The sequence below is a fragment of the Acidobacteriota bacterium genome (genome assembly GCA_016196035.1).
In the GTDB taxonomy this organism is placed as follows: Bacteria; Acidobacteriota; Blastocatellia; order RBC074; family RBC074; genus JACPYM01.
Window position 1 is genome coordinate 103,541 of record JACPYM010000059.1, and the last position, 20,702, is coordinate 124,242.

Annotated in this window: 19 protein-coding genes; 9 read left to right on the plus strand and 10 right to left on the minus strand. The window is 58.9% G+C overall.

Going from position 1 to position 20,702, the window contains the following annotated elements; genetic code table 11:
* Positions 1–6: 6 nt before the first annotated feature.
* From HY011_18080 to HY011_18090, 3 genes are read right to left on the minus strand one after another with little or no spacing between them, the layout of a single operon-like run.
* Positions 7–363 carry a type II toxin-antitoxin system PemK/MazF family toxin gene (locus HY011_18080; protein MBI3424848.1) on the minus strand — a complete coding sequence of 119 codons (357 nt, stop codon included), beginning with the start codon at positions 361–363 and terminating at the stop codon, positions 7–9.
* Positions 357–611: a hypothetical protein gene (locus HY011_18085; GenBank protein ID MBI3424849.1), complete on the minus strand. Its 255-nt coding sequence runs from the start codon at positions 609–611 to the stop codon at positions 357–359. The genes HY011_18080 and HY011_18085 overlap by 7 nt, the downstream gene beginning before the upstream one ends.
* 37 nt (positions 612–648) lie before the next feature.
* Entirely contained in the window at positions 649–2,805 is a 2,157-nt protein-coding gene (locus tag HY011_18090) for a DUF1800 domain-containing protein (protein MBI3424850.1), read from the minus strand.
* 258 nt (positions 2,806–3,063) lie between these two features.
* Between HY011_18090 and HY011_18095 the strand changes: the two genes are divergently transcribed.
* The 4 genes from HY011_18095 (at position 3,064) to HY011_18110 (ending at position 6,875) form a co-directional block, all read left to right on the plus strand.
* Complete coding sequence (locus HY011_18095; GenBank protein ID MBI3424851.1) at positions 3,064–3,795, plus strand: lysophospholipid acyltransferase family protein; 732 nt, start codon at positions 3,064–3,066, stop codon at positions 3,793–3,795.
* Between the two features lie 152 nt (positions 3,796–3,947).
* A complete protein-coding gene (locus HY011_18100) occupies positions 3,948–5,567 on the plus strand; it encodes a long-chain fatty acid--CoA ligase (protein MBI3424852.1) in 1,620 nt (539 codons plus the stop codon).
* A gap of 142 nt (positions 5,568–5,709) precedes the next feature.
* Positions 5,710–6,489 (plus strand): hypothetical protein, encoded by a 780-nt coding sequence (locus tag HY011_18105; GenBank protein MBI3424853.1) that lies wholly within the window; start codon positions 5,710–5,712, stop codon positions 6,487–6,489.
* A gap of 53 nt (positions 6,490–6,542) precedes the next feature.
* Positions 6,543–6,875, plus strand: a complete 333-nt coding sequence (locus HY011_18110; protein MBI3424854.1) for an SET domain-containing protein-lysine N-methyltransferase — start codon at positions 6,543–6,545, stop codon at positions 6,873–6,875.
* Between the two features lie 5 nt (positions 6,876–6,880).
* Here the strand turns inward: HY011_18110 and HY011_18115 are convergent, their stop codons facing one another.
* From HY011_18115 to HY011_18130, 4 genes are all read right to left on the minus strand, one after another.
* Entirely contained in the window at positions 6,881–7,486 is a 606-nt protein-coding gene (locus HY011_18115) for an XTP/dITP diphosphatase (protein MBI3424855.1), read from the minus strand.
* Between the two features lie 42 nt (positions 7,487–7,528).
* Positions 7,529–8,317, minus strand: a complete 789-nt coding sequence (locus tag HY011_18120) for a serine/threonine-protein phosphatase (protein ID MBI3424856.1) — start codon at positions 8,315–8,317, stop codon at positions 7,529–7,531.
* A gap of 125 nt (positions 8,318–8,442) precedes the next feature.
* Entirely contained in the window at positions 8,443–9,246 is an 804-nt protein-coding gene (locus HY011_18125; GenBank protein ID MBI3424857.1) for an FHA domain-containing protein, read from the minus strand.
* Positions 9,247–9,622: 376 nt separating this feature from the next.
* Positions 9,623–10,390 (minus strand): sulfite exporter TauE/SafE family protein, encoded by a 768-nt coding sequence (locus HY011_18130; GenBank protein ID MBI3424858.1) that lies wholly within the window; start codon positions 10,388–10,390, stop codon positions 9,623–9,625.
* A gap of 122 nt (positions 10,391–10,512) precedes the next feature.
* Here HY011_18130 and HY011_18135 point away from each other — a divergent pair, with 122 nt between their 5' ends.
* From HY011_18135 to HY011_18145, 3 genes are all read left to right on the plus strand, one after another.
* Positions 10,513–11,409, plus strand: coding sequence for an alpha/beta fold hydrolase (locus HY011_18135; GenBank protein ID MBI3424859.1), 897 nt, complete (start codon positions 10,513–10,515; stop codon positions 11,407–11,409).
* 103 nt (positions 11,410–11,512) lie between these two features.
* Positions 11,513–12,217 carry a Crp/Fnr family transcriptional regulator gene (locus HY011_18140; GenBank protein ID MBI3424860.1) on the plus strand — a complete coding sequence of 235 codons (705 nt, stop codon included), beginning with the start codon at positions 11,513–11,515 and terminating at the stop codon, positions 12,215–12,217.
* A 437-nt stretch (positions 12,218–12,654) separates the two neighbouring features.
* The gene (locus HY011_18145; GenBank protein ID MBI3424861.1) at positions 12,655–14,865 is read left to right on the plus strand and encodes a family 20 glycosylhydrolase; all 2,211 of its coding nucleotides are present in this window, start codon (positions 12,655–12,657) and stop codon (positions 14,863–14,865) included.
* Between the two features lie 287 nt (positions 14,866–15,152).
* Here the strand turns inward: HY011_18145 and HY011_18150 are convergent, their stop codons facing one another.
* Positions 15,153–17,213, minus strand: a complete 2,061-nt coding sequence (locus HY011_18150) for a S9 family peptidase (GenBank protein ID MBI3424862.1) — start codon at positions 17,211–17,213, stop codon at positions 15,153–15,155.
* 232 nt (positions 17,214–17,445) lie between these two features.
* Between HY011_18150 and HY011_18155 the strand changes: the two genes are divergently transcribed.
* Both HY011_18155 and HY011_18160 read left to right on the plus strand, forming a co-directional pair.
* Entirely contained in the window at positions 17,446–17,736 is a 291-nt protein-coding gene (locus HY011_18155; GenBank protein ID MBI3424863.1) for a hypothetical protein, read from the plus strand.
* Positions 17,737–17,738: 2 nt separating this feature from the next.
* Positions 17,739–18,155, plus strand: a complete 417-nt coding sequence (locus tag HY011_18160; GenBank protein MBI3424864.1) for an HNH endonuclease — start codon at positions 17,739–17,741, stop codon at positions 18,153–18,155.
* Between the two features lie 13 nt (positions 18,156–18,168).
* Here the strand turns inward: HY011_18160 and HY011_18165 are convergent, their stop codons facing one another.
* Positions 18,169–19,737 (minus strand): hydantoinase B/oxoprolinase family protein, encoded by a 1,569-nt coding sequence (locus HY011_18165; GenBank protein ID MBI3424865.1) that lies wholly within the window; start codon positions 19,735–19,737, stop codon positions 18,169–18,171.
* A 40-nt stretch (positions 19,738–19,777) separates the two neighbouring features.
* Positions 19,778–20,695, minus strand: coding sequence for a HEAT repeat domain-containing protein (locus tag HY011_18170; GenBank protein MBI3424866.1), 918 nt, complete (start codon positions 20,693–20,695; stop codon positions 19,778–19,780).
* Positions 20,696–20,702: the final 7 nt, after the last annotated feature.

Here is a 20,702-nt window from a genome sequence, read left to right on the forward strand (position 1 = left end):
GTTGCTTTAGGCGAAGTCGCGCGGTTCGGTAATGAGTTTGAGGCCGTCGAAAATTTGACGGATGCGTTTGGATGACAGGGTGCCGATGTATTCATCTAAGCGTGTTTTGTCTATGGTGAATAGCTGCGAAACAACGATGACACTTTGCTTGACTAGACCAGCCTCACCTTTCCCCAGCAATACGTTGCCTGTTGCCCCTGCACGTTTGAGATTGGAAGTGAGCGCACAAATCACGACAGTGTTAATTTGACTGTGGTTTATCGCGTTGTTCTGAATGATGACAAACGGACGCCTATAGCCAGGAGCGGAGCCAAGCGGGGTGCCGAGATCAAGCCAATAAACATCGCCTTGGTTGATTACCATTCATCCTCCTTCTCCAACACCTCGCGGTAGAATGGCAGCATACGCCTTAACAGCTCACGCTCCTCTTCATCCGGCCCATCCTTGTATGCCTGATTGACTTGCTCGACCAGCCGTTGGGTTTGGCGGCGGCGGAAAAACTCTTCCAGCGCCAGCGCCACCACATGGCTTTGCGAGACTTTCATCTCGCGGGACGCTTCCCGGGTTTGCTCCTTCAAAGCGTCATTCAACGTGATTGTATCTTCAGTCATAGCTATACCTCAGTAACTGTCGTCAGCGATAGGGGGTTCATTTTACCTGAAACTCCTGCGAACCAAGAATCAGCGCCGCCACACCGCCAATCAACTGCTCCGCGTTTTTGGTTGCAGTCCGTTCATCGAATTTCGCGGGCATGGCTTTCGTGCGCATGTCGCCCAGCGCGCGTTGCAAATTGGCGCGCGTCTCCGCCGAAACATCGCTGTGCACCAGCAAGGCCAGCAACTGATCTATCAATTGCGCTGGCACCTGCGACGGCTCGTTGACTGTATTTGGTGCGACGAAGCGCGCCAACTCCACGCGCGTGCCATTGACGCGTTGTTGCATCAGCGCCAACGCGAAGTTCAGCCGTTCGAGCAACGCGGCGTTGTTCAACCAGCGGGCGGACTCTTCGGAATAGCCGGTCGGCGGGACGCATTGATAGAGGGGTTCGCCCATGCGATTGACCCATTGAATGAGCGCGAAGCCTTCGCTGGCCGCGCCCGTCGCACGCAACATCGAAGCCGTCAGCTCCAGCGGCGATTTGATTTTGCTGCGATAGTTTTTCGGCGCGTAAAACTCCGGCGAAGTCAGAATCGCCCGTACCACGGCGCGGATGTCGCCGTCGGTTTTGGTGAAGACGGCGGCGATCTGATCAACCAACGCGGCGGGCGGTTCATCAGCGACGAAACGCTGGCAGAGTTTGCGCGCGATGAATTTCGCGGTCGCCGGATGATGCGCCAGCAGATCAATCACGCGCAGGCCGTCTTCAATACCGCCGCCAGGCGCGAGGCGCGTGCCCAGCACGATCTTTTCGCCTTTGTCATGCATGCGTGGGCGAAAGACGAAGCCGACATTGGGCGGTTGTGTAAGCGTCCAACCAGTGAAGCTGCGCGCGACGGCGATCACGTCCTGTTGCGTGTAGCCGCCATCCACGCCCAGCGTGTGCAATTCCAGCAACTCGCGCCCGTAATTTTCATTCAAGCCCGGCCGGCGCGCGGGCGGCGGCGGCGTGGTGTCGCCTTCTTTGCGCGCCAACGGTGGTTGTGGTGGCAGTGGTGGTTCGACCTGGCTTTGGAAGTTGTCGAGGTAATAAAGCATCGCCGGGCTTTGCGCCGTCGCGGTCAGCAATTCTTTGAATTTGCCTAGCGCGTGCGGACGCAGCACATCGCGTTCGTAGGGCGTGAGCATCCACCGCACATTGTCTTTGCCCGCAAAGACGTTGAAGTGATTGAACCAGAAATCAACCATCACCTCTTGCAACTGGCGTTCGCTGAAGACGGCGCGCAGCAGCTTGGCCTGTTGCAATTCGATGACGGCCTGTTGCGGATTGCGCTGTGGCGGCGTGGGTGTGGGGCGCGGCGTGGGCTGAACAGGCGCGGCCATTTTCTCGCTTTCACCTTGTTTCGCCATTTCTCCCTCTTTGGCCGCAACTGGCGTTGGCGAAGGGCGCGGCGGTGGCGGCGGCATAAACGTTTGCACGATTTCCGGCCCAGCCATTTGCAACGTATTCAGTGCTTGCAGCGGGCGCGCCAACAATTCATCGCTGAGGTCTTCGGGATGCAGTTGCTGGTCGAGATATTTTTCAAGTCCCATCTGCCGCACGCGCTCGACATCGCCGGGGCGCGGGCCAAAACCGGCGCGGTTGAGCAGATGCAAAATCTTTTGCTCTTCAGTCAGTGGCGGCGCGGCGACAGCACGGCGGCTGCGTGTCGGGTTGGGATTGGCAACCGCGGGCTGGGCAATCAGTCGTTCGCCCGCCGCCAACGCGCCGCTGGGCAGCGCTGGTTTGATAGGCGCAATCGTTGGCCCTTGCGGCAATTGCGGCTGGGCGAGCATGCCACGCGCGCGGCTTTGTTGTTCGGGATTGAGCGCGGACAGCAACTCTTGCAGCACGGCGCGCCGCTCGCGTTCAAACTGCGCCCGCAATTCGCCTGCGCGAGGATTGCCGGGTTGCAAGCCATTCGCCTCTTGTTGCAATTGCTGGATGCGTGGGCGGTGCGCGGCGATCAATTCGCGGAGCTTGCCGGCCTGTTCCGGCGCAAGCTGCAACGTGCGGGTCAGATCTTCCACGGTGCGGGCTTCGTCATAAAGCGGCAGTCCTTGTTGGGCAGTGACCCGTTGTGAGTTGAAAGGTTGGGCAACAAACAGGGCAAATGCGAACAAGCCCAGGGAAACGAGTGTTAGGCGGAAGGTTGGATGCAGGCTCATCTCAAATCTCCTTCGAGTTAGGTAGGGCAACCTGCCAAGGTTGCCCAGTCATTGCCCAGGACGTCTTTGGCCCAAGCCGGACAACCTCGGCAGATTGTCCTACCAGTGCGGCGCGCTTGTGTCGGGGCAAAGGCGACAGGGGCGAAGCCTTTGCAGTAATACGCAAGGGCAGTCTGAAATTGGGAGCAGGCTGCATCTTAGCACTGTCAGCGCGGCGTGGTAAGCTATGCCGCGCCGTCCGGCGGCGTCACCGAAATCATGTCTACCTTGCCACCTGTCCAATCTGAAACGAGCCTTGCGCGCGAGGCCGAAGCGTTCGACAAGCTTTATGCCTTCACCACGCTTGAGCAATACACGCTCAAACAGCGCCTCATCATTCGCACGGCGGGGCTGGCGCTTTACTGGCTGATTCGCGCCATCGGGGCGACGCTGAAATTTGAAGTGCAGGGTTGGGAGCATCACACCGAAAGCGAGCCGCTCGTGTATAGCTTCTGGCACAACCGCATCCCGATTGCGACCTATTTCTGGCGGCGGCGCGGCATTCTTGTGATGTCCTCGCAAAGCTTCGATTCCGAATACATAGCGCGATTCATTCAACGCTTTGGCTACGGCGCGGCCAAGGGCAGTTCGACGCGGGGCGCGCGAGCCGGGCTGATTCAGATGATTCGCGCGGTTAGGGCGGGGAAGAGCGCCGCCTTTACGGTGGATGGGCCGCGCGGGCCGCTTTATGAAGCCAAGCCTGGCGCCATTATGCTGGCGGCCAAAGCGGGGGCAGCAATTTTGCCGTTCTCAATCTCGCTCTCGCGTTGCTGGCGTTTGCCGAGTTGGGACGGGCTGGAAATTCCGCAGCCCTTCGCGCGTGTCGTGGTCGTATTGGGTGAACGGATTTATGTGCCGGAAGACCAAGGCAATGACGAGCAGCAGCGGACGCGCTTGCAACGTGTGCTAGAGGATCTGCGCGCGCAGAGCGATAAGCTGGTTCGGGCCTGAAAGCTGGTTCGCCTTTTCATCAATACATTTTTCCACCTGCATCCGAAACCATTGAAAACCCTGTGTCCTGCCGCTACTCTTAGCGCCACTCTTTCGCCTTCAAGATCGAAAAACCAAATTTCAACTCGTAGGAGACACCAGCAATGACGACGATGATGAATACTCCGCTGACGATGAGTGTGTTGATGGATCGCGGGCCGCTGTTCGCCGCCGACACCGAAATCGTCTCGAAGATGCGCGATGTGACGCATCGCTATACCTATGCCGACCTGGGCCGCCGCGCTAGGCAATTGGCGAATGCGCTAGCCAAACTCGGCATCAAACAGGGCGATCGCGTAGCGACGCTCGCCTGGAACAGTTACCGCCACCTGGAAATCTATTACGCCGTGCCGTGCATGGGCGCAGTGCTGCACACCCTGAACCTGCGCCTGTCGGCGGAACACCTGAGTTACATTATCAATCACGCCGAAGACAGCGTGATTTGTGTGGACGATGAGTTGCTGCCGCTGCTCGAACGCATCGCCGATCAAATCACGGGCGTCAAGCATTTCATCGTGATGAGCAACACGGGTGCCTACACCACACAACTCGCGCCCGTGCACGATTACGAAGAACTGATTGCGGGTGAAAGCCCCGAATTCACCTGGCCCGAACTCGACGAGAACGCGCCGATGGGGCTGTGTTACACCAGCGGCACGACCGGCAATCCCAAAGGCGCGATGTATACGCATCGCTCGAATTACCTGCATACCGTCACGCAATGCATGGCCGACACCTTGGGCATCAGCAGCGCCGACACGGTCATGGCGGTTGTGCCGATGTTTCATGCCAACGCCTGGGGGCTGCCCTATTCCGGCTGTATGCTCGGTTTCAAGCAGGTCTTTCCCGGCCCGACGATGGATGGCGCGACGATCTGCCAGTTGCTGCACGACGAACAAGTCACCGTCACGGCGGGCGTGCCGACCATCTGGATGGGCGTCAAAAACGAACTGGAAGCCAATCCCGGCAAATACGATCTGTCGCATTTGCGCACGATGACTTGTGGCGGCTCGGCCCCGCCGCGCGCGTTGATTGACTGGTTTGAAACGCAACTCGGCATCACCTTCCTGCAAGCCTGGGGTATGACCGAGACCAGCCCGGTTGGCACCGTCGCCCGCATCAAACCGAAGATGAAAAACTGGCCGCGCGAACGCATTCTAGATGTCAAACAGCGTTGCGGCGTCATTGCGCCCGGCCTGCAAGCCCGCGTCGTCAGCCCGGATGGCAACGAAGTCGCCCACGATGGCGTCGCGATGGGCAGTCTGTTGGTGCGCGGCCCCTGGATCGTTAGCCAGTATTACAAAGCCGACGCGCCGGAACGCTTCCCCGATGGCTGGTTCGACACCGGCGACATCGCCACGATTGACGAAGAGGGCTACATCGCCATCGCCGACCGCGCCAAAGACGTCATCAAGAGCGGCGGCGAATGGATTTCGTCGGTGGATTTAGAGAACGCCATCATGGCCATCCCCGGCGTCGCCGAAGCCGCCGTCATTGGCGTCAATCATCCCCGCTGGCAGGAACGCCCGCTGGCCTGCGTCGTGCTCAAAGCGGGCGCGGAACTCACCAAAGAACAGATCAACGAACATCTGGTGACGAAAGGCGGCATCGCCAAATGGTGGTTGCCGGATGAGGTGCTGTTTGTGGAGGCGATCCCCAAAACCAGCGTCGGCAAGTTCGACAAGAAGGTGTTGCGCGTGCAGCTTGAGCATTACGAACTGCCCAACGCCTGATTTGACTGTACAGCAGGCTGCCAGCCTGTTGCCGACATGGCGTAGGGCGAGGTCAACTCGATTCTGACACTGGCTCAGCCGCAGCAGGCTGGCAGCCTGCTGTGCAGCGCTGGCGCTTCAAACTTCACGACGCAAGACCAAAATGCTAAAGGTGCTAGACATGTCAGCCACTACCCTAGACGAAGTCATTGCCCAACTCACGGCCATCCTTGACCATGCGCGCCAAGCGCAAAGCCGTCTCGGTTATTTTGCCGCGTTGTATTTACTGGTCACACTCAATGTGAAAGCGGGGATTCAGGCAGGGCGGTTTGAAGATGGCGTGCGGATGGAGCAGTTCGTGGTCACCTTCGCCAATCGTTATCTCGCGGCACTGGAGGCGTATCAACAACAGCAACCATGCTCAGAATGCTGGCGGGTAGCGTTTGCGCAAGCGACGGCGTGGCGGCCTTTGATCTTGCAGCATCTGTTGCTGGGGATGAACGCGCACATCAATTACGATTTGGGGATTGCGGCGGCGACGGTGGCGCCCGGCGCGAAGTTGGTGACGTTAGAACACGATTTCAACGAGATCAACAAAATCCTGGCGGGGCTGGTCAAGCACGTGCAAACCGAAATCGGCGCGCTCTCGCCCTGGCTGTGGTTGCTCGACAAAGTCAGCGGGCGGGCCGATGAGGTGCTCATCAATTTCAGCATGCAACGCGCCCGCGACGCGGCTTGGAAACAGGCGCAACGGCTGGCGCCTTTGCCGCAGGCGGAATGGGCGGCGGAACTCCAGCGATTGGATCGCACCGTGACGGCGCTGGGCCGCCTGATTCGGCATCCGGGCTGGGTGATGAGTTTGCGCTTGCTGGTCATTCGCTTGCGGGAGAGCAGCGATGTCGGTAAGGTGATTGAGGCGCTGCGCCGTGCCCCTAGCGTCTGAGCCTTTGGGCGAGCGCTGCTGGTAGATCAAATTTGTTTGGAGAGTTAAGCGGAATGCAGTTATCCGATACGCGCGATTTTTATGTCATCCCCAACGAAGATGGGAAGGGCGCAGGCTTATTTGCCACCCACGCCTTTGCCGCAGGCGAGGATTTATACCGGATGGATTATTGGTCGGAAGTCGTGATGCCGATGCACGCGACCAACCATTCGTGCGCGCCGAATGCGGCCTTTGACAATGGCGGAATGCTGGTGGCGTTGCGCGACATCGGGGCGGATCGAGAGATTACCTATGATTACCGGCGGACGCCGACGCCCGCTTCGCCGTGGAATTTTGCATGCCTGTGCCAGTCGGCGGATTGCGTCGGCTGGTTACGTTCGGGTTGATGCCTTCACTTTGGCTGCAACTCGGCTTGTCGCAGCCAATCTTTCACCTGCTTCAAGGCCTGGCCGCGATGGCTGAGGGCGGCTTTTTCCGCGCGCGTGAGTTCGGCGAATGTGCGCTTGGATGACGGTTCGATGAAAACTGGGTCGTAGCCGAAGCCGTTTGTCCCGCGTGGTGCGTCGGCGATTACGCCTGCGCAGGCGCCGGTAAAGGTTTCGCGCACGCCCGGCCCCGTCAATGCGATCACACAAACGAAACGCGCAGTGCGTTGATCCGCAGGCACGTCGCGTAATTCTTCCAACAGCTTGGCCACTTTCGCGGCATCGCCTGCGCCCGCACCGGCATAACGCGCCGAGTACACGCCGGGGCGTCCGCCTAAAGCGTCCACTTCCAAGCCAGAATCATCCGCCAGCGTCAGCCAGCCGGTTTGCGCGTGATAATACTCCGCCTTGAGCATGGCGTTGGCGGCGAAGGTCTCACCGGTCTCTTCGACATCGGGTAAAGGCTGCGGCAGGTCAGCGAGGCCGAGCACTTCGTAATTTAAGTCAGTCAGCAGGGCCATAATCTCGGCCACTTTGCCGGCATTGGTGGTGGCGATGAGTAATTTGGTCATTGAGCGATTCAACGTTGCGACCGGGGGTAGGACGTCTGAAATTTAGAAGGCGCTGGTGACGTCGTCGCCGATGCGCGCGATGGCGACGGTAATGTTGTCGTGGCCGCCCCGCTGTTTGGCCAAGGCGACCAGGGTGTGACAAGCCTGTTTGGCAGGGGCGTTGAGCACAATGCTGAAAAGCTCTTCATCGTGCACCAGACTGCTCAAGCCATCGGAGCAGAGCAGGAACGAATCGCCTTCGATCAGTTTGAGGGGATCGGGCCGCACTTCCGGGCGGACGATTTCGCGCGGGCCGAGGGCGCGTTCGATGCGGCTGCGGTCAGGATGCGTGAGCGCTTCTTCTTCGCTGATGAGGCCGCCATCCACCAGGCGCTGGACGTGGGAATGATCGCGGGTGCACCGCACGATCTTGCTGGGCGAAACGTGGTAAATGCGGCTGTCGCCGACGTGCGCCAGCCAGGCTTGGTCGTGCAGCAAAGCCAGCACGACGCAGGTCGCGCCCATCCCGCGACAATTCGGCACGCCGGGCAGACTGTTGCCGGTGACGCTATCCAAGCCAAAATGCGCTTCGCTCCAGATGCGGTGATTGGCGGCAATCATGGCGCGGTTGAGGCGTTGCGTGACGGCCAGCGTGCCGCTGGCGTGATCGAAGAAATTTTCGGCAATTGTCTTGACGGCCAACTGGCTGGCGCGGCTGCCACACGCTGCCCCGCCCATGCCGTCAGCGACGATAAGCAAGTGGGTGTCGCTGCGTTCATCGTAAACGCATTCGACCGAATCCTGATTTTCTTTGCGCTCGAGTCCGATGTCGGTCAAGTGAGCAGTGATCACCTGGTGGCGCATATGACGCGTTGAAAAGCCACGTCTGTTCGTAGGCTTAATTGGTGTGTAGCAGGTGTCTGTGGTTTGCGTTCACGCCCGTCTCCGGACGTGAACGCCGGTCTCGAAATAAGCAGTTAGCCCTGTTGGGCGGCCACGTAGGTAAACGTCGTATTGCCCACGCGGACTTGATCGTAGTTCTGTAAAGGATGCGCTTCGGTAATTTCTTTGCCATTGACGAAAGTGCCGTTGCGCGAGAGGTCGTCTTTGATCAAACAGCGGCCATCGCGGAACACCAGGATCGCGTGTGAACCGCTCACGGTTTCATCCTCGACCACGATGTCACAGGCCGGATTCGCGCCCAAGCGGTTATAACCGGCGCGCAATTTGTAATCTTCGCCATCCGGGTTGCGGCCATAATTGACCAGCCAGCCGACCAGCTTGCCTTTGGAGCTGATGGCGCGTTTGACGTCTTCCGCCGCCATTACCGACGTATGTCGTCCGCCGCCCGGCGGCGCGCCCGCCGGCGGCAGATTGGCCCCAGGCATAGGCGGCGGCGCTAGCGGTGGCGGCGCGACTTGTGGCGGCGGCGGTTGTGGCGGCGGTGCGGGCGGATTGAACGGCGCATTCTCAATCTTCGTTTCAAACAGCGAAGGCGGCGGCGTATCACTTAACAATTCGGTGCCGGGCAGCGGGCTGCCGCTTGAAACCGGACGCATCTCGTTGCTTCCCGGAAGGCGGCCCAATAAATCATCTGTACGTCCGGGCGGCGCTTCAATGCGAGTGACAAACTCGGTTGGGATGGGCGACTCCATGCGCGTGGCCAAGTCGCCGGTGGGAAATGCTGGCGACTCAATGCGCGTCACGAAATCTCCGGCCTTGGGCGCTGGGGCCAGTTCGGGCGGTTCTTCAATCTGCGTTTCAAAACTGGGGTTGCTCAAACCCTCTGACCCCGGACAGTAGGGGCAGGTTTGATAGACTGCGCTGTAGATGTGTCCCTGCTCGCATTTCAAAAGAGAAGAGGTTGATTCCGAAGTACGCGGGAAGGGATTGCCGCAGTTGCCGCAAAATTTGGCGGTTTCCATATTTTGACTACGGCAGACAGGACAGATGGGCATAAGCGTTTCACCTCAACAAATGTTTTTGGACTCGATGTGTTCGTCAGAATGGAAGGCCATTGGCGTTGCGAATGATCCCGCACCACAACCAACCCATTCAACCTATAACATCACTGCATCGGCACGCCAACGCGCGCCATACTAGCACCACTATTGGCCAGAGGGAAGAATCGGCTGCGAACGCTGATGAACCGGGCATTCAGCGTTTAATGAACAAGGAAACCGCCATCGCCAGGCCAATCACGATGACGCAACGGCGCACCGCCCGTTGCCCCATACGTTGTGCCAGACCTGCCGCGCCGTAGCCGCCGACGATGGCGCCCACTGCCATTAAAATCGCTTCGGGCCAATGAATAAGTCCGGCGTAGATGAAATACAGCGCCGCCACCAAATTGATCGTCCCGGCGAAAATGTTTTTCAGTCCGTTCATTTGATGGATGTTTTCCAGCCCCAAGACGCCCAGCACCGCCAGTGTCAGGATGCCGATGCCCGCGCCGAAATAGCCACCGTAAATGCCGACCAGGAATTGATAAAACAACGCCCCCGCCATCCAATTGGGGGATTTATGAACTTCGTGCGTCTCGCCCAGGTGTAGCCAACGTTTGAGCGGGTCTTGCGCCATAAACAGCAAGGTGGCGAACAGAATCAGAAAGGGCACCAGCACCTCGAAGGTTTTGGCGGGCGTTAGCTTGAGCAACACCGCCCCGACGATGCCGCCGATAAAACTGGGGATGAGCAAGACAAAAAAATGCTGCGGCGTGTCTTTCAATTCACCGCGATAGCCCCAGAGGCTGCTGAGCGCGCCCGGCGCGAGCGCCAGCGTATTGGTGGCATTGGCGGAAATTTGCGGATAACCCAGCCAAACCAGCGCCGGGTAACTGACCAACGTGCCGCCACCCGCCACCGAATTGATCATCCCGGCCACCAACGCGGCGCTAAAGAGCAACGAGCCGTTCACGAAAGTCATGCCCGCATCATCCACGGCAATGCCCAGTGTGGCAACGGCAGAGCCGCGCGCTACCCAAACAAAAATGCTTCCTCTATACTCCGCGCGTCGCAAACAGCACCACCCGTTGCAAGGAGGCATCCATGTTCAACCGAATTTATCTGCGCACCACTTTCGCTGCATTCATCTGCGCGCTCGCTCTCGTCAGCATTCACGCCCAAGCGCCCGCCGTCGCCGACAAACAAGTCGAAGTCTTCGGACAAAAGATTCACTACGTCGAAGCCGGTTCTGGCCCGACCGTTATCTTGCTGCACGGGTTGGGCGGCGAGGTCAGCAACTGGGCCATGACCATTCCCGCCTTGTCCAAACAGTTTCACGTCATTGCCATTGATCAGATCGGCTTTGGCCAATCCGATAAGCCCTTGCTGAATTATCGCATCGGCACGATGGTGGATTTCCTGGCGGGGTTCTATAAACAAGCCGGGATTGCCAAAGCCACCCTGGTCGGCAATTCGCTGGGCGGCTGGATCGCGGCGGCTTTCGCGCTGGCCCATCCTGACAAAGTCGAAAAGTTGGTGCTGGTGGATGCGGCAGGTTATTCGCCCGCCCGCACTGGTGCGCCCAAACTGACGCGCGAGCAACTGGCCCCGCTCAACGCCGCGACGCTGGCCGAACTAAAACAGGTGATGAGCCTGGTGTTTTACAACAAAGCTCTGTTGACTGACGCCTTCATCGAAACGGCCTTTGCCGCCAAGTTGAGACGCGGTGATGGCTACACGATCAGCCAGTTCACCGAGATGGCCTTACGCGGCGACGATATGCTGGATGGCAAAACCAAAGCGATCAAGACGCCGACGCTGGTGGTGTGGGGGCCGCGAAGACGGGCTGACGCCGCTGGCAATTGGCGAGGCTTATGCCCAGGACATCGCCGGGGCGGAGAAAGTCATTCTGGACAAATGCGGGCACGTGCCGCAGCTCGAATGCGCGGCGGCTTTCAATACGGCGTTAGTGAAGTTTTTGAGCGCGTCAACATCCGGTAAGTAAAATTATCTCTCCCACGAAGCCACACGCAGAAACCGAGAGACGACTTTTTCTTCGTGCTCCTTCGTGCAACTTCGTGGGAGGTTCTCCGAAAGCTTGCGTATGAAAACGACCCCACTCGCCAAACCTTCTCTCCCGGAATTGAGTCAACTCGCGCCCTTTCGTCAAGTGCCCGAAGAGCAATTGGCGCAGCTTGCCGAATTGATTTCCCGCAAGCAATTTCCCGCCAACACCCCGCTGATGATGGCCGAGCAAACGGGCGAGGTCGTCTATTTCATTCTTGCTGGCACTGTCAAAATCCATCTCGAACAAGCCGATGGCAGCGAAGTCATCATCTCGATTTTGGGCCGGGGCGAAATTGTCGGCGAAATGAGCGCGCTGGGCATCGTCTACCGTTCGGCCAGCGTGCTGACGCTCGAAGCCTCGACCTTGCTCTGGTTGGATCGCGCGACCTTTCAACGTTGTCTGATGAACATGCCGATGCTGGCTTACAACCTGGCAGGCATTTTGTCGCTGCGCCTGCGCCACGCCAACGAAAAGATTCGCGCGCTGGCGACGCAATCCGTTGAAGCCCGGCTGGCCCAACAGGTGCTGCTCTTCGCCGATCAATACGGCCAAACCCAACCGAACGGCGACATTTACATTCCGCTGCGCCTGACCCAAAGCGATCTGGCCGCCATGACTGGCTGTTCGCGCGAGCACGTCAACAAAGTCATCGTCTCTTACAAAGAGCGCAACTACCTTTCGGTTGATCGCCACTACCATCTGACCGTGCATAACCAAGCCGCCCTGGAACGCCGCGCCTGATGTTCTTCGCTTGAAAAAAAAATAAAGGCGCAGACGCGCTGTCGAAGCCAAGCTCCAACATTGCGCCTGCGCCAAAGGGGGCCGAGGCAGAGAGGGTAGCAGAGAAGAACTTCACGTCACATTGACCTGAACTCTCGTGACCACGTGTGCAGAATAGCCGCGCTTCCTTCCTCAGGCTGCGACGCGGGTCACAACGCCCGCGTGATGTTTGTCACGGCGCTGGCAGTTGGAATGAAAGCGTTGCAATGAACGCTTGCCGGGCAAAGTTGACGCATTGTTGTCACTGTCGTTAGGCTGCCACCGCAAATTCGCGCTTCACTCCAATTCCATTAGATCGGTTTTCACTTCAGTGTGCGGGAAAGCTGCGCTGCGGTACCGCACCGGTGCCAACTGCTTTTGTAAACGCAATGGCAAACTGATCTAAGAAAGGCATGTTTATGAAAACCGTCGCTTTGCTCGTGACCCTGCTGGGCCTGTCAGTCTCGTCGTTCGCGCAATCGGTGAACCCGCCGCACAACTTGATGCCCGTGCCTGCCGCGTTGAAATTTCAGCCGGGGCGTCTGCCCGTCACCGAACAATTCACCGTGGCCGTGCGCGGGCACAGCGATGCGCGCTTGCAAGCAGCGCTCGCGCGCATGATGGCGCGGTTGGGCGCGCGCACGGGTTTCACCTTTACGCGCGGATTGGCGAGCGACGCTGACAAAGCGTCACTGATGATCGCCTGTCAGGGGCCGGGCAAGGCAATTCCCGCCGTGGACGAAGACGAAACGTACACGCTCGAAATCAATGACCGGCAGGCCACGCTCAGCGCGCCCACCGTCGTCGGCGTCTTGCGCGGCTTAGAGACGATCTTGCAATTGCTCAACGGCGACAAGGATGGTCACTTCCTGCCCGCCGTGAGCATTCAAGATAAACCGCGCTTCCCCTGGCGCGGCTTGATGATTGACATCGCGCGCCATTGGCAGCCGATGGAAGTCATCAAACGCAATCTGGATGGCATGGCGGCGGTCAAGCTGAACGTCTTGCACCTGCACATCACCGACGATCAGGGCTTTCGCATCGAGAGCAAACCTTATCCCGAATTGCAGCAGCGCGGCTCGGATGGTGATTTCTACACGCAAGACCAAATGCGCGAGATCATCGAATACGCTCGCCAGCGCGGCATCCGCGTCATCCCCGAATTCGATATGCCGGGCCATACGACGGCCTGGTTCGTCAGCCATCCCGAACTGGCGAGCAAGCCCGGCCCTTACGAAATCGAACGCACCTGGGGAATCATGCAGCCGGTGATGGACCCGACGAATGAGAAGCTTTACGAATTGCTGGACGGCTTTTTGGGCGAGATGGCCGCGCTCTTTCCCGACGCCTATCTGCACATCGGCGGCGATGAGATCGAAGGATTGCACTGGAAAGAGAACGCGAAAATCCAAGCGTTCATCCAGACGAAAGGGTTGAAAGACAACCACGGCTTGCAGGCCTATTTCAACCAGCGTGTCGCGCAAATCCTGACCAAGCACGGCAAACGGGTGATCGGCTGGGATGAAGTCGTGCATCCCGACATTCCCAAAAACATCGTCGTGCAATCGTGGCGCGGGCCGGAATCGCTGGCGGCGGCGGCGCGGCAAGGTTACAGCGGGATTTTGTCGAACGGCTATTACATTGACCTGATGTACCCGGCGCGCGATCACTACTTGAATGATCCAATCCCGGCAGATACGCCGTTGAGCATTAACGAACAGAAACTGATCCTGGGCGGCGAAGCCACAATGTGGTCGGAATGGGTTTCGCCCGAAACGATTGATTCGCGCATCTGGCCGCGCACGGCAGCGATTGCGGAACGGCTATGGTCGCCGCGCGAGGTGCGGGATGTAGCGGATATGTATCGGCGGTTGGCGGTAATGAGTAAACAACTTGAGGCTGTTGGCCTGCAACATCTCACGTATCAAACCGCGATGTGGCGGCGCGCGCTTGGCGCTGAAAATGATCGGGCAACCGAATTTTACTCTGCGCTTGAAATACTCACGGGGCTGGTTGAGCCGGTCAAAGGTTACAGGCGCGGCACAATGCAACAGGCAACTCAGTCTATGCCGCTGACGAGACTTGTGGATATGGCTAGGCCGGATAGTCATAGCGCGCGCGCATGGGCGCACGAATTCGACAACTTCCTTTATGACATTTTGCCTTTGGAGAAAGAGAACCTTCCAGCGCATCAACGAGCTTTTCTGGATCAGGCTTTTTCGACGCGGACAGTAACGCAGTCGAAAAATTATGATGATTGGGTCAAGACCTTGACGGATGAAATGCGGCGCTGGCGCGATCTCAAGCCTACATTTGAAGAAATCGGTGTGCGTATCCCGCTCTTGCAAGAAGCCAAGCCGTTGGCAAGTGACCTGTCAGCGATCGGCAAAATTGGCAGCCAAGCGATGTTTTATCTGGTTTCCGGTACGCTCCCATCAGTGGAATGGCGCGTCATAATGTTGTCGCGGCTAGACCAAGCGGCGTTGCCAAAAGCTGCGCTGGAGTTGGTGGCGGTTCAACCCATCCGCGAGTTGGTCATCGCTGCGTGTGAATGGCCGAATTTGAAAACAATGACAGCCGAAGAATGGAAGCGACACGTCAAAACGCTGGCCGCGCCGAAAAAGCAATGATCACACAAGGTCACAGGTTTTAGTCCGCGAAGCGGACGGCAGCATAAAGCCCAGGGTGGAGCGCGTAGCGCGCAACCCTGGGAAGCGTCGAATAGAACCCACAGCCCGCGAAGCGGGCGGCAGATAATGCGCAGCCACATCAATCAAAACAAAAGATTCGGGGCGACAAATGTCTACCGCCCACTTCGCGGGCTTGGTGTTCTGCTGGTTTGTTACCCAGGGTTGCGCGCTACGCGCTCCACCCTGGGCTTTACCCTGCCGTCCGCTTCGCGGACTGAGAGCGGTTCCTACTGTTCGCCCTTGCCGCCTGTGCCTGCCGTCACCGGCGCTTTCTTCAAATACTTGTCGTACCACGCCAGATACCGCTCGTAACGGTCGCGCACATAACTGGGCCGCTGGATGCCGTGGTTCTCGTTGGGATAGATGATGAGTTGTGTGTCAATGCCGAGGCTGCGCAGCGCCTGATACATCTGTTGGCCGCCTTGCACCGGCACGTTGAAATCGCGTTCACCACCCAGAAACAGCGTCGGCGTCTTGATGCGGTCAGCGTGCAGGAAGGGATAGGAAATCTTCTGATAGGTTTCCCAGGCTTTGGCTTCCCAGGGCGGGCCGATTTCGTAATCGTACTGAATGATGTATTGGTCGGTGCCGTAAAAGGCTACGGTGAAGGCCGTGCCCGCGCCGCTGGTCGCCGCTTTGAAGCGCGTGTCGCTGGCGATCAGGTAATCGGTCAGGATGCCGCCGTAGCTCCACCCGCCCACGCCCAATTTGTCAGGATCGGCCACGCCCATTTTGATGACGTGATCTACACCCGCGTGCAGGTCTTCGACTTCGTAATGGCCCCAATCGGCGAAGATCGAACGCGAGAATTTCTGCCCGCGTCCCGAACTGCCGCGATAATTCACCGCCAGCACAGCGTAGCCGTTGGCCGCGAAGAATTGCCGCTCAGTGCTGAACGAATGTTGGTCCTGCCCGTTCGGTCCGCCGTGGATGCGCAGCAGCAGCGGGACTTTTGTGCCTTTGACGTAGCCAGCCGGATAGGTCAACAACCCGCCGATGTCCGTGCCGTCTTTGCTTTTGAAATTGACCTCTTCGGTTTGGCCGAGATCGAGTTCGGCAAACAGCGCGTCGTTGTGATGTGTGAGCTGTCGTAGCGCACCGTTTTCAAAGGCGTACACTTCGGTGTATTTCGCATTGCCGCCTGACAACACGATAGAACGCCCGGCCTCTCTTTCCCAAGTTGAGATGACGACTGGCGATGACATCAGCCGTTCAACCTTGCCGCCTGTCAGGTTCACATAAGCCGGATAAACCGAGCGATTGTCTGCGACGGTGAAGCTAATCGTTTTGCCATCGGCGCTGAAACGCGGCCCGGCAACACCCCGGTCAAGCGCTTCGACGGCAGCCACGCGTGCGGGGGCCGCGCTGCCGTCCGCTTTCACCAGCGCCAGATGGGTCATGCTGTAGGCACCCCACTTCTTTTCATCGCTTTCGAGGAACGTGAGCCATTGGCCGTCAGGACTCCATTCAGCGCGCCCGCGTCCGACGCGATTGCTGGCCGTGGTCAATGGCTTTTCGGCCACGCCCGCTTTGGCTTCGGCGACGAACAGTTGCCCATCCGTTTCGCGGTCAGGATCAGCGGCGTGATTGCTGGTAAACGCGATGCGCGTCCCGTCGGGCGACCACACAGGCGACGATTCATCCCATTGACTCTTGGTCAGGCGTTCGGTTTTTTTCGTCGCCACGTCGAATAGATAAATGTAGCTGTGGCGGCCTGACAACAAATAGCCCTGCCCGTCCTGTTTGTATTTGTAACGGTCAATCACGATGGGCTTCGGCGGTTTGGGCTTGCCGCCACTTTCTGTGGCCGCCGCGTTGGCCTCGGCTTCCGGGTCGGGATCGCCGATGACCAGCGCCAGCCGTTTTGAATCGGGCGACCATTCGTAACTTTGCAGCCGCCCCTTCACATCCGCGCCAATGTTCGTAAGCTGCACGGCCTCGCCGCCGCTGCGGTCGAGCAGCCAAACCTGATTGCCCTTGACCAAGCCCTTGCGCGAAGATGTGAATGAGAGGTATTTGCCATCGGGACTCCAACGCGGCGCCGACTCGCTCTCTTCGCCCGCCGTCATCTGGCGCGTGACCTTACCGTCGAAACTGGTCGTCCAGACGTGCGCGTTCGATTTGTCCTCTTTGGCATCAATGGCCGAGATGACATAGGCCACCCATTGCCCATCGGGCGAAAGTTGCGGGTCGCGCACTTCACGCAGGCGCGGCAGGTCGTCGAGTTTGAGCGGGCGCTTGGCCGGTTGGGCGGATTGCGCGAGCAGCGTGGCGGCCAGGGCCAGCATGAACAGCAGCGAACGGGAAAGCTTGCGAGTGAACATCGAATGAACCTCCTCTGGTTTTGGGTGCAAGTGGAACTGCGTTGGTGTGCGGTGGATTATACGGCGGGTGAGCGCGGGAGCGAAGCAACTGAGGTTGGGACGTGGATAAAATTGTCAAGCCGCCGCTTTCCCTGCCGCAACGATCAGAGCTACAATCCAGGCACTATAAACGGCAAATCATCCATTGGAGAGTTTCATGCAAAACACTTCTGTCATCAGCACAAGCGAGGCGGCGCTCTGGGGGCGGTTGTTCGAGCCAGCCAGCGCCGCGCTGTCGCAAGAGGTCGCCCGCCACCTCCTCAACCTGTGTTTCCCCCAAGCTGACATTGAGCGCATGCACGAACTGGCAGAAAAAGCCCGTAAGGGCACGTTGACGCTGGAAGAGCATCTCGAATTGGATAGCTACGAACGGGTCGGCCACGTGCTGTCGCTGCTCAAATCACAAGCCCGCCAGGCTCTCAAGGCACGCCGTCCCAAACGAGCCTAACCATGAATCAGCGTCTCACCAGCCTGGTCTGGCGGCGGGCTCGGCGCTGCTGCGAATACTGCCAAATGCCGCAAGAGTATGACGAGCCTCCTTTTCAAATTGACCACATCTTGGCGCGCAAACTTGGCGGCCTAACCATTGCGCGGAATCTGGCGCTGGCCTGTTTTTTCTGTAACAACCACAAAGGTCCGAACATCGCCGGCCGTGATCCGTTGACCGGACGAATTGTCCGACTCTTTCACCCGCGCCGCGATGTGTGGCGCGAGTATTTCCAATGGTCTGGTCCGCGTTTGGTAGGTCTCACGCCGAGCGCGCGAGCGACGATTGCTGTTTTGGAGCTCAATCTGCCGCACCGCATGGCCTTGCGGGCGGCACTCATCGAAGAAGGCGTGTTTCCAACAGCCAGCACCGGCCATTGAATGGCATGAAAAGTTAGGCTTCACGCGCCCCATGCCCGCCGCCACCCGGCGTTTCAATCACCAACCGATCACCACAGCGTGCCTTGAGCGAAAACTTGCTAGGCAACTTCTTGCGCTTGCCGCCGTGCGCCTCGATCAATTCAGCTATGCCAACTTTGCCTGGCGCGCCGCCCTGCAAGCCATACGGCGCAAACTTACGGCGATCCGCCAACAGCGAGACTTGCGCATCGGCCAGCAATTCGATTTCCCGAATCGTGCCATCGCCGCCACGCTGCTTGCCTGCGCCGCCCGAACCGCGCCGGATGGCGTAGCGGCGCACGCGCAACGGGTAGGCGTATTCCAGCGCTTCAATCGGCGTGTTCAGCGAATTGGTCATGTGTGTATGCACCGCCGAGATGCCGTCGGCATTAGGCCGCGCGCCCATCCCGCCACAAACCGTTTCGTAATAGGCGAACTCGCGCCCCAAGCGCGCATCCCAACCGCCAATGGTCAGATTGTTCATCGTGCCTTGCGAAGCGGCGGGAATCAGGTGCGGTGCGGCTTGCGCCAAGGCTTTCAACAACACATCCACGATGCGTTGCGAAGTCTCGACATTGCCGCCCGCCACCGGCGCGGGCGGCAGCGCGTTGACGATGGTGCCGGCGGGCGCGATGACTTCGAGCGGTTCCAGAATGCCCGCACTGGCCGGGACATCGCCCGGAATCAGACAACGAAATACATAATAAGCCGCCGACACGGTGATCGCTTCGACGGCGTTGACGGGGCCGCGCACTTGCGGCGCGCTGCCCGTGAAATCAATGCGCGCGCGTTCGCCGCGAATTGTCACCTTGACTGTGATGCGTACCGGCTCGTCAATCTCGCCGTCGTTATCAAGAAAGTCTTCGGCCTCGTATACGCCATCCGGCAGCAGTGCCAGCGTGCGCCGCATCAGCCGCGCGGCGTATTCGACCAAGTGTCCGGCATAGGCATCGGCCTCTTTGAACCCATAGCGCGCGACGATTTCGTGCAAACGGTCGCTGCCCACGCGCAACGCGCCCAACTGCGCGGCAAAATCGCCCTCGCGTTCGTCACGCCCACGCACATTGGCCAACAGAAAATTCCAAACCTCCTGCTCTAACTGCCCGCCGCGGACGATGCGCAACGGCGGAATGCGAATGCCTTCCTGATAAATCTCCGTCGCCGCGCCCATCGAACCCGGCGTTGCGCCGCCGATGTCGGCGTGATGTGCACGATTAGCGACATAAAAGAGCAGTTGGCTGGCTTCAGAGAAAACCGGCGCGACCATCGTTACATCCGGCAGATGTGTGCCGCCTGCGTAGGGGTCATTCAGGATCACGACATCGCCCGGTTGCATCGCGCAATGCTCGATGGCGGCTTTGACGGACATTGGCATCGAACCCAGATGAACGGGCATGTGATCGCCCTGCGCGATGATGCGCCCGCGCCGGTCAAATACGGCGCACGAATAATCGCGGCGCTCTTTGATGTTCGGGGAAAAGGCCGTGCGGCGCAGGCTCACGCCCATCTCTTCGGCGACTGAGGTGTAGAGCGAGCGATAAATTTCGAGGGTGATGGAATCCATGAGCAGTGGTCAGTAGTCAGTGGTCAGTGATCACTAACCACTACTTCAGTTTCGCCAATGCCGCCTTCGCCGTTTGCTGCACGCTGGAATCGCGGTCGCCGAGCGCGGTTTGTTCCAGCGCGGCGCGGGCTTCGGCGGTGTGCCATTCGCCCAGCCAGTAAGCGGCTTTGCGGCGATAGTCGGGGAAGTTGTGTTGTTGCAAGATGCCGATCAGTTCATGCACGCCATTGCGCGTATGCTGCAATTCCACGGCGGTCGCTTCGGCGATTTGGCGCAGCTTCAGGTCGTCGTGATCCACGAATTCAAACAGGAAGCTGATGGCCTTGCGCGAAAAACGCACGTCGCGCATTTGGTTGACGACCAGAATGCCGAAACAGCGCGCCCGCATATCGCCTTCGTCGGTGACTTTGACATTGCCTGTATTCACCAGCACGTTCAGCGTCGCGTTGCGCGCGCGATGCACGTTGAACGAACCGAGCGACAAACCCAGAGCCGCTCGCACCCGCCAATCCTTGTCCGCCAACAACGCCTCGATCAGCGGATCAATCGCGTCTTGATTGCCGAGTTTGCCTAACGCCTCGACCGCCGCCACGCGCAACGTGGCATCGGCGTCTTGCAAGAGGCCCAGCAAGGTGTCGTTGACGCGTGGATCACAACTCTTGGTTAATGCCTGCACGGCCTCAATGCGTTTTTTGGCATCGGTGCTTTTCAATTCGGCGGTAGCTTTGGCGATGGCCGTTGTATTGGCAGCGTTCTCGGCGACAGCTTCGCATTGCTCGTAAAGCGTAGGAGTTTTGCTGAATTGCGCCAAGGCGGCGCTGGAACAAAGCAGCGCCAAGAGGCCGCTCAACAAAAAGGGGCGCAGCCCCAAAAGAAAGGTGCCGCGAACCGGAAGGTCAGAGACCTTCCGCACATCAGGCGGCATAGCCGCATACAAACGCGAGACGAAATACTTCACTAGAACT

What these genes read in the sequence shown, in the direction of transcription:
- HY011_18080 (MBI3424848.1), bottom strand. Translation starts at nt 363, where the DNA reads ATGGTAATCAACCAAGGCGATGTTTATTGGCTTGATCTCGGCACCCCG.
- HY011_18085 (MBI3424849.1), bottom strand. Translation starts at nt 611, where the DNA reads ATGACTGAAGATACAATCACGTTGAATGACGCTTTGAAGGAGCAAACC.
- HY011_18090 (MBI3424850.1), bottom strand. Translation starts at nt 2,805, where the DNA reads ATGAGCCTGCATCCAACCTTCCGCCTAACACTCGTTTCCCTGGGCTTG.
- HY011_18095 (MBI3424851.1), top strand. Translation starts at nt 3,064, where the DNA reads ATGTCTACCTTGCCACCTGTCCAATCTGAAACGAGCCTTGCGCGCGAG.
- HY011_18100 (MBI3424852.1), top strand. Translation starts at nt 3,948, where the DNA reads ATGATGAATACTCCGCTGACGATGAGTGTGTTGATGGATCGCGGGCCG.
- HY011_18105 (MBI3424853.1), top strand. Translation starts at nt 5,710, where the DNA reads ATGCTAAAGGTGCTAGACATGTCAGCCACTACCCTAGACGAAGTCATT.
- HY011_18110 (MBI3424854.1), top strand. Translation starts at nt 6,543, where the DNA reads ATGCAGTTATCCGATACGCGCGATTTTTATGTCATCCCCAACGAAGAT.
- HY011_18115 (MBI3424855.1), bottom strand. Translation starts at nt 7,486, where the DNA reads ATGACCAAATTACTCATCGCCACCACCAATGCCGGCAAAGTGGCCGAG.
- HY011_18130 (MBI3424858.1), bottom strand. Translation starts at nt 10,390, where the DNA reads ATGACTTTCGTGAACGGCTCGTTGCTCTTTAGCGCCGCGTTGGTGGCC.
- HY011_18135 (MBI3424859.1), top strand. Translation starts at nt 10,513, where the DNA reads ATGTTCAACCGAATTTATCTGCGCACCACTTTCGCTGCATTCATCTGC.
- HY011_18140 (MBI3424860.1), top strand. Translation starts at nt 11,513, where the DNA reads ATGAAAACGACCCCACTCGCCAAACCTTCTCTCCCGGAATTGAGTCAA.
- HY011_18145 (MBI3424861.1), top strand. Translation starts at nt 12,655, where the DNA reads ATGAAAACCGTCGCTTTGCTCGTGACCCTGCTGGGCCTGTCAGTCTCG.
- HY011_18150 (MBI3424862.1), bottom strand. Translation starts at nt 17,213, where the DNA reads ATGCTGGCCCTGGCCGCCACGCTGCTCGCGCAATCCGCCCAACCGGCC.
- HY011_18155 (MBI3424863.1), top strand. Translation starts at nt 17,446, where the DNA reads ATGCAAAACACTTCTGTCATCAGCACAAGCGAGGCGGCGCTCTGGGGG.
- HY011_18160 (MBI3424864.1), top strand. Translation starts at nt 17,739, where the DNA reads ATGAATCAGCGTCTCACCAGCCTGGTCTGGCGGCGGGCTCGGCGCTGC.
- HY011_18165 (MBI3424865.1), bottom strand. Translation starts at nt 19,737, where the DNA reads ATGGATTCCATCACCCTCGAAATTTATCGCTCGCTCTACACCTCAGTC.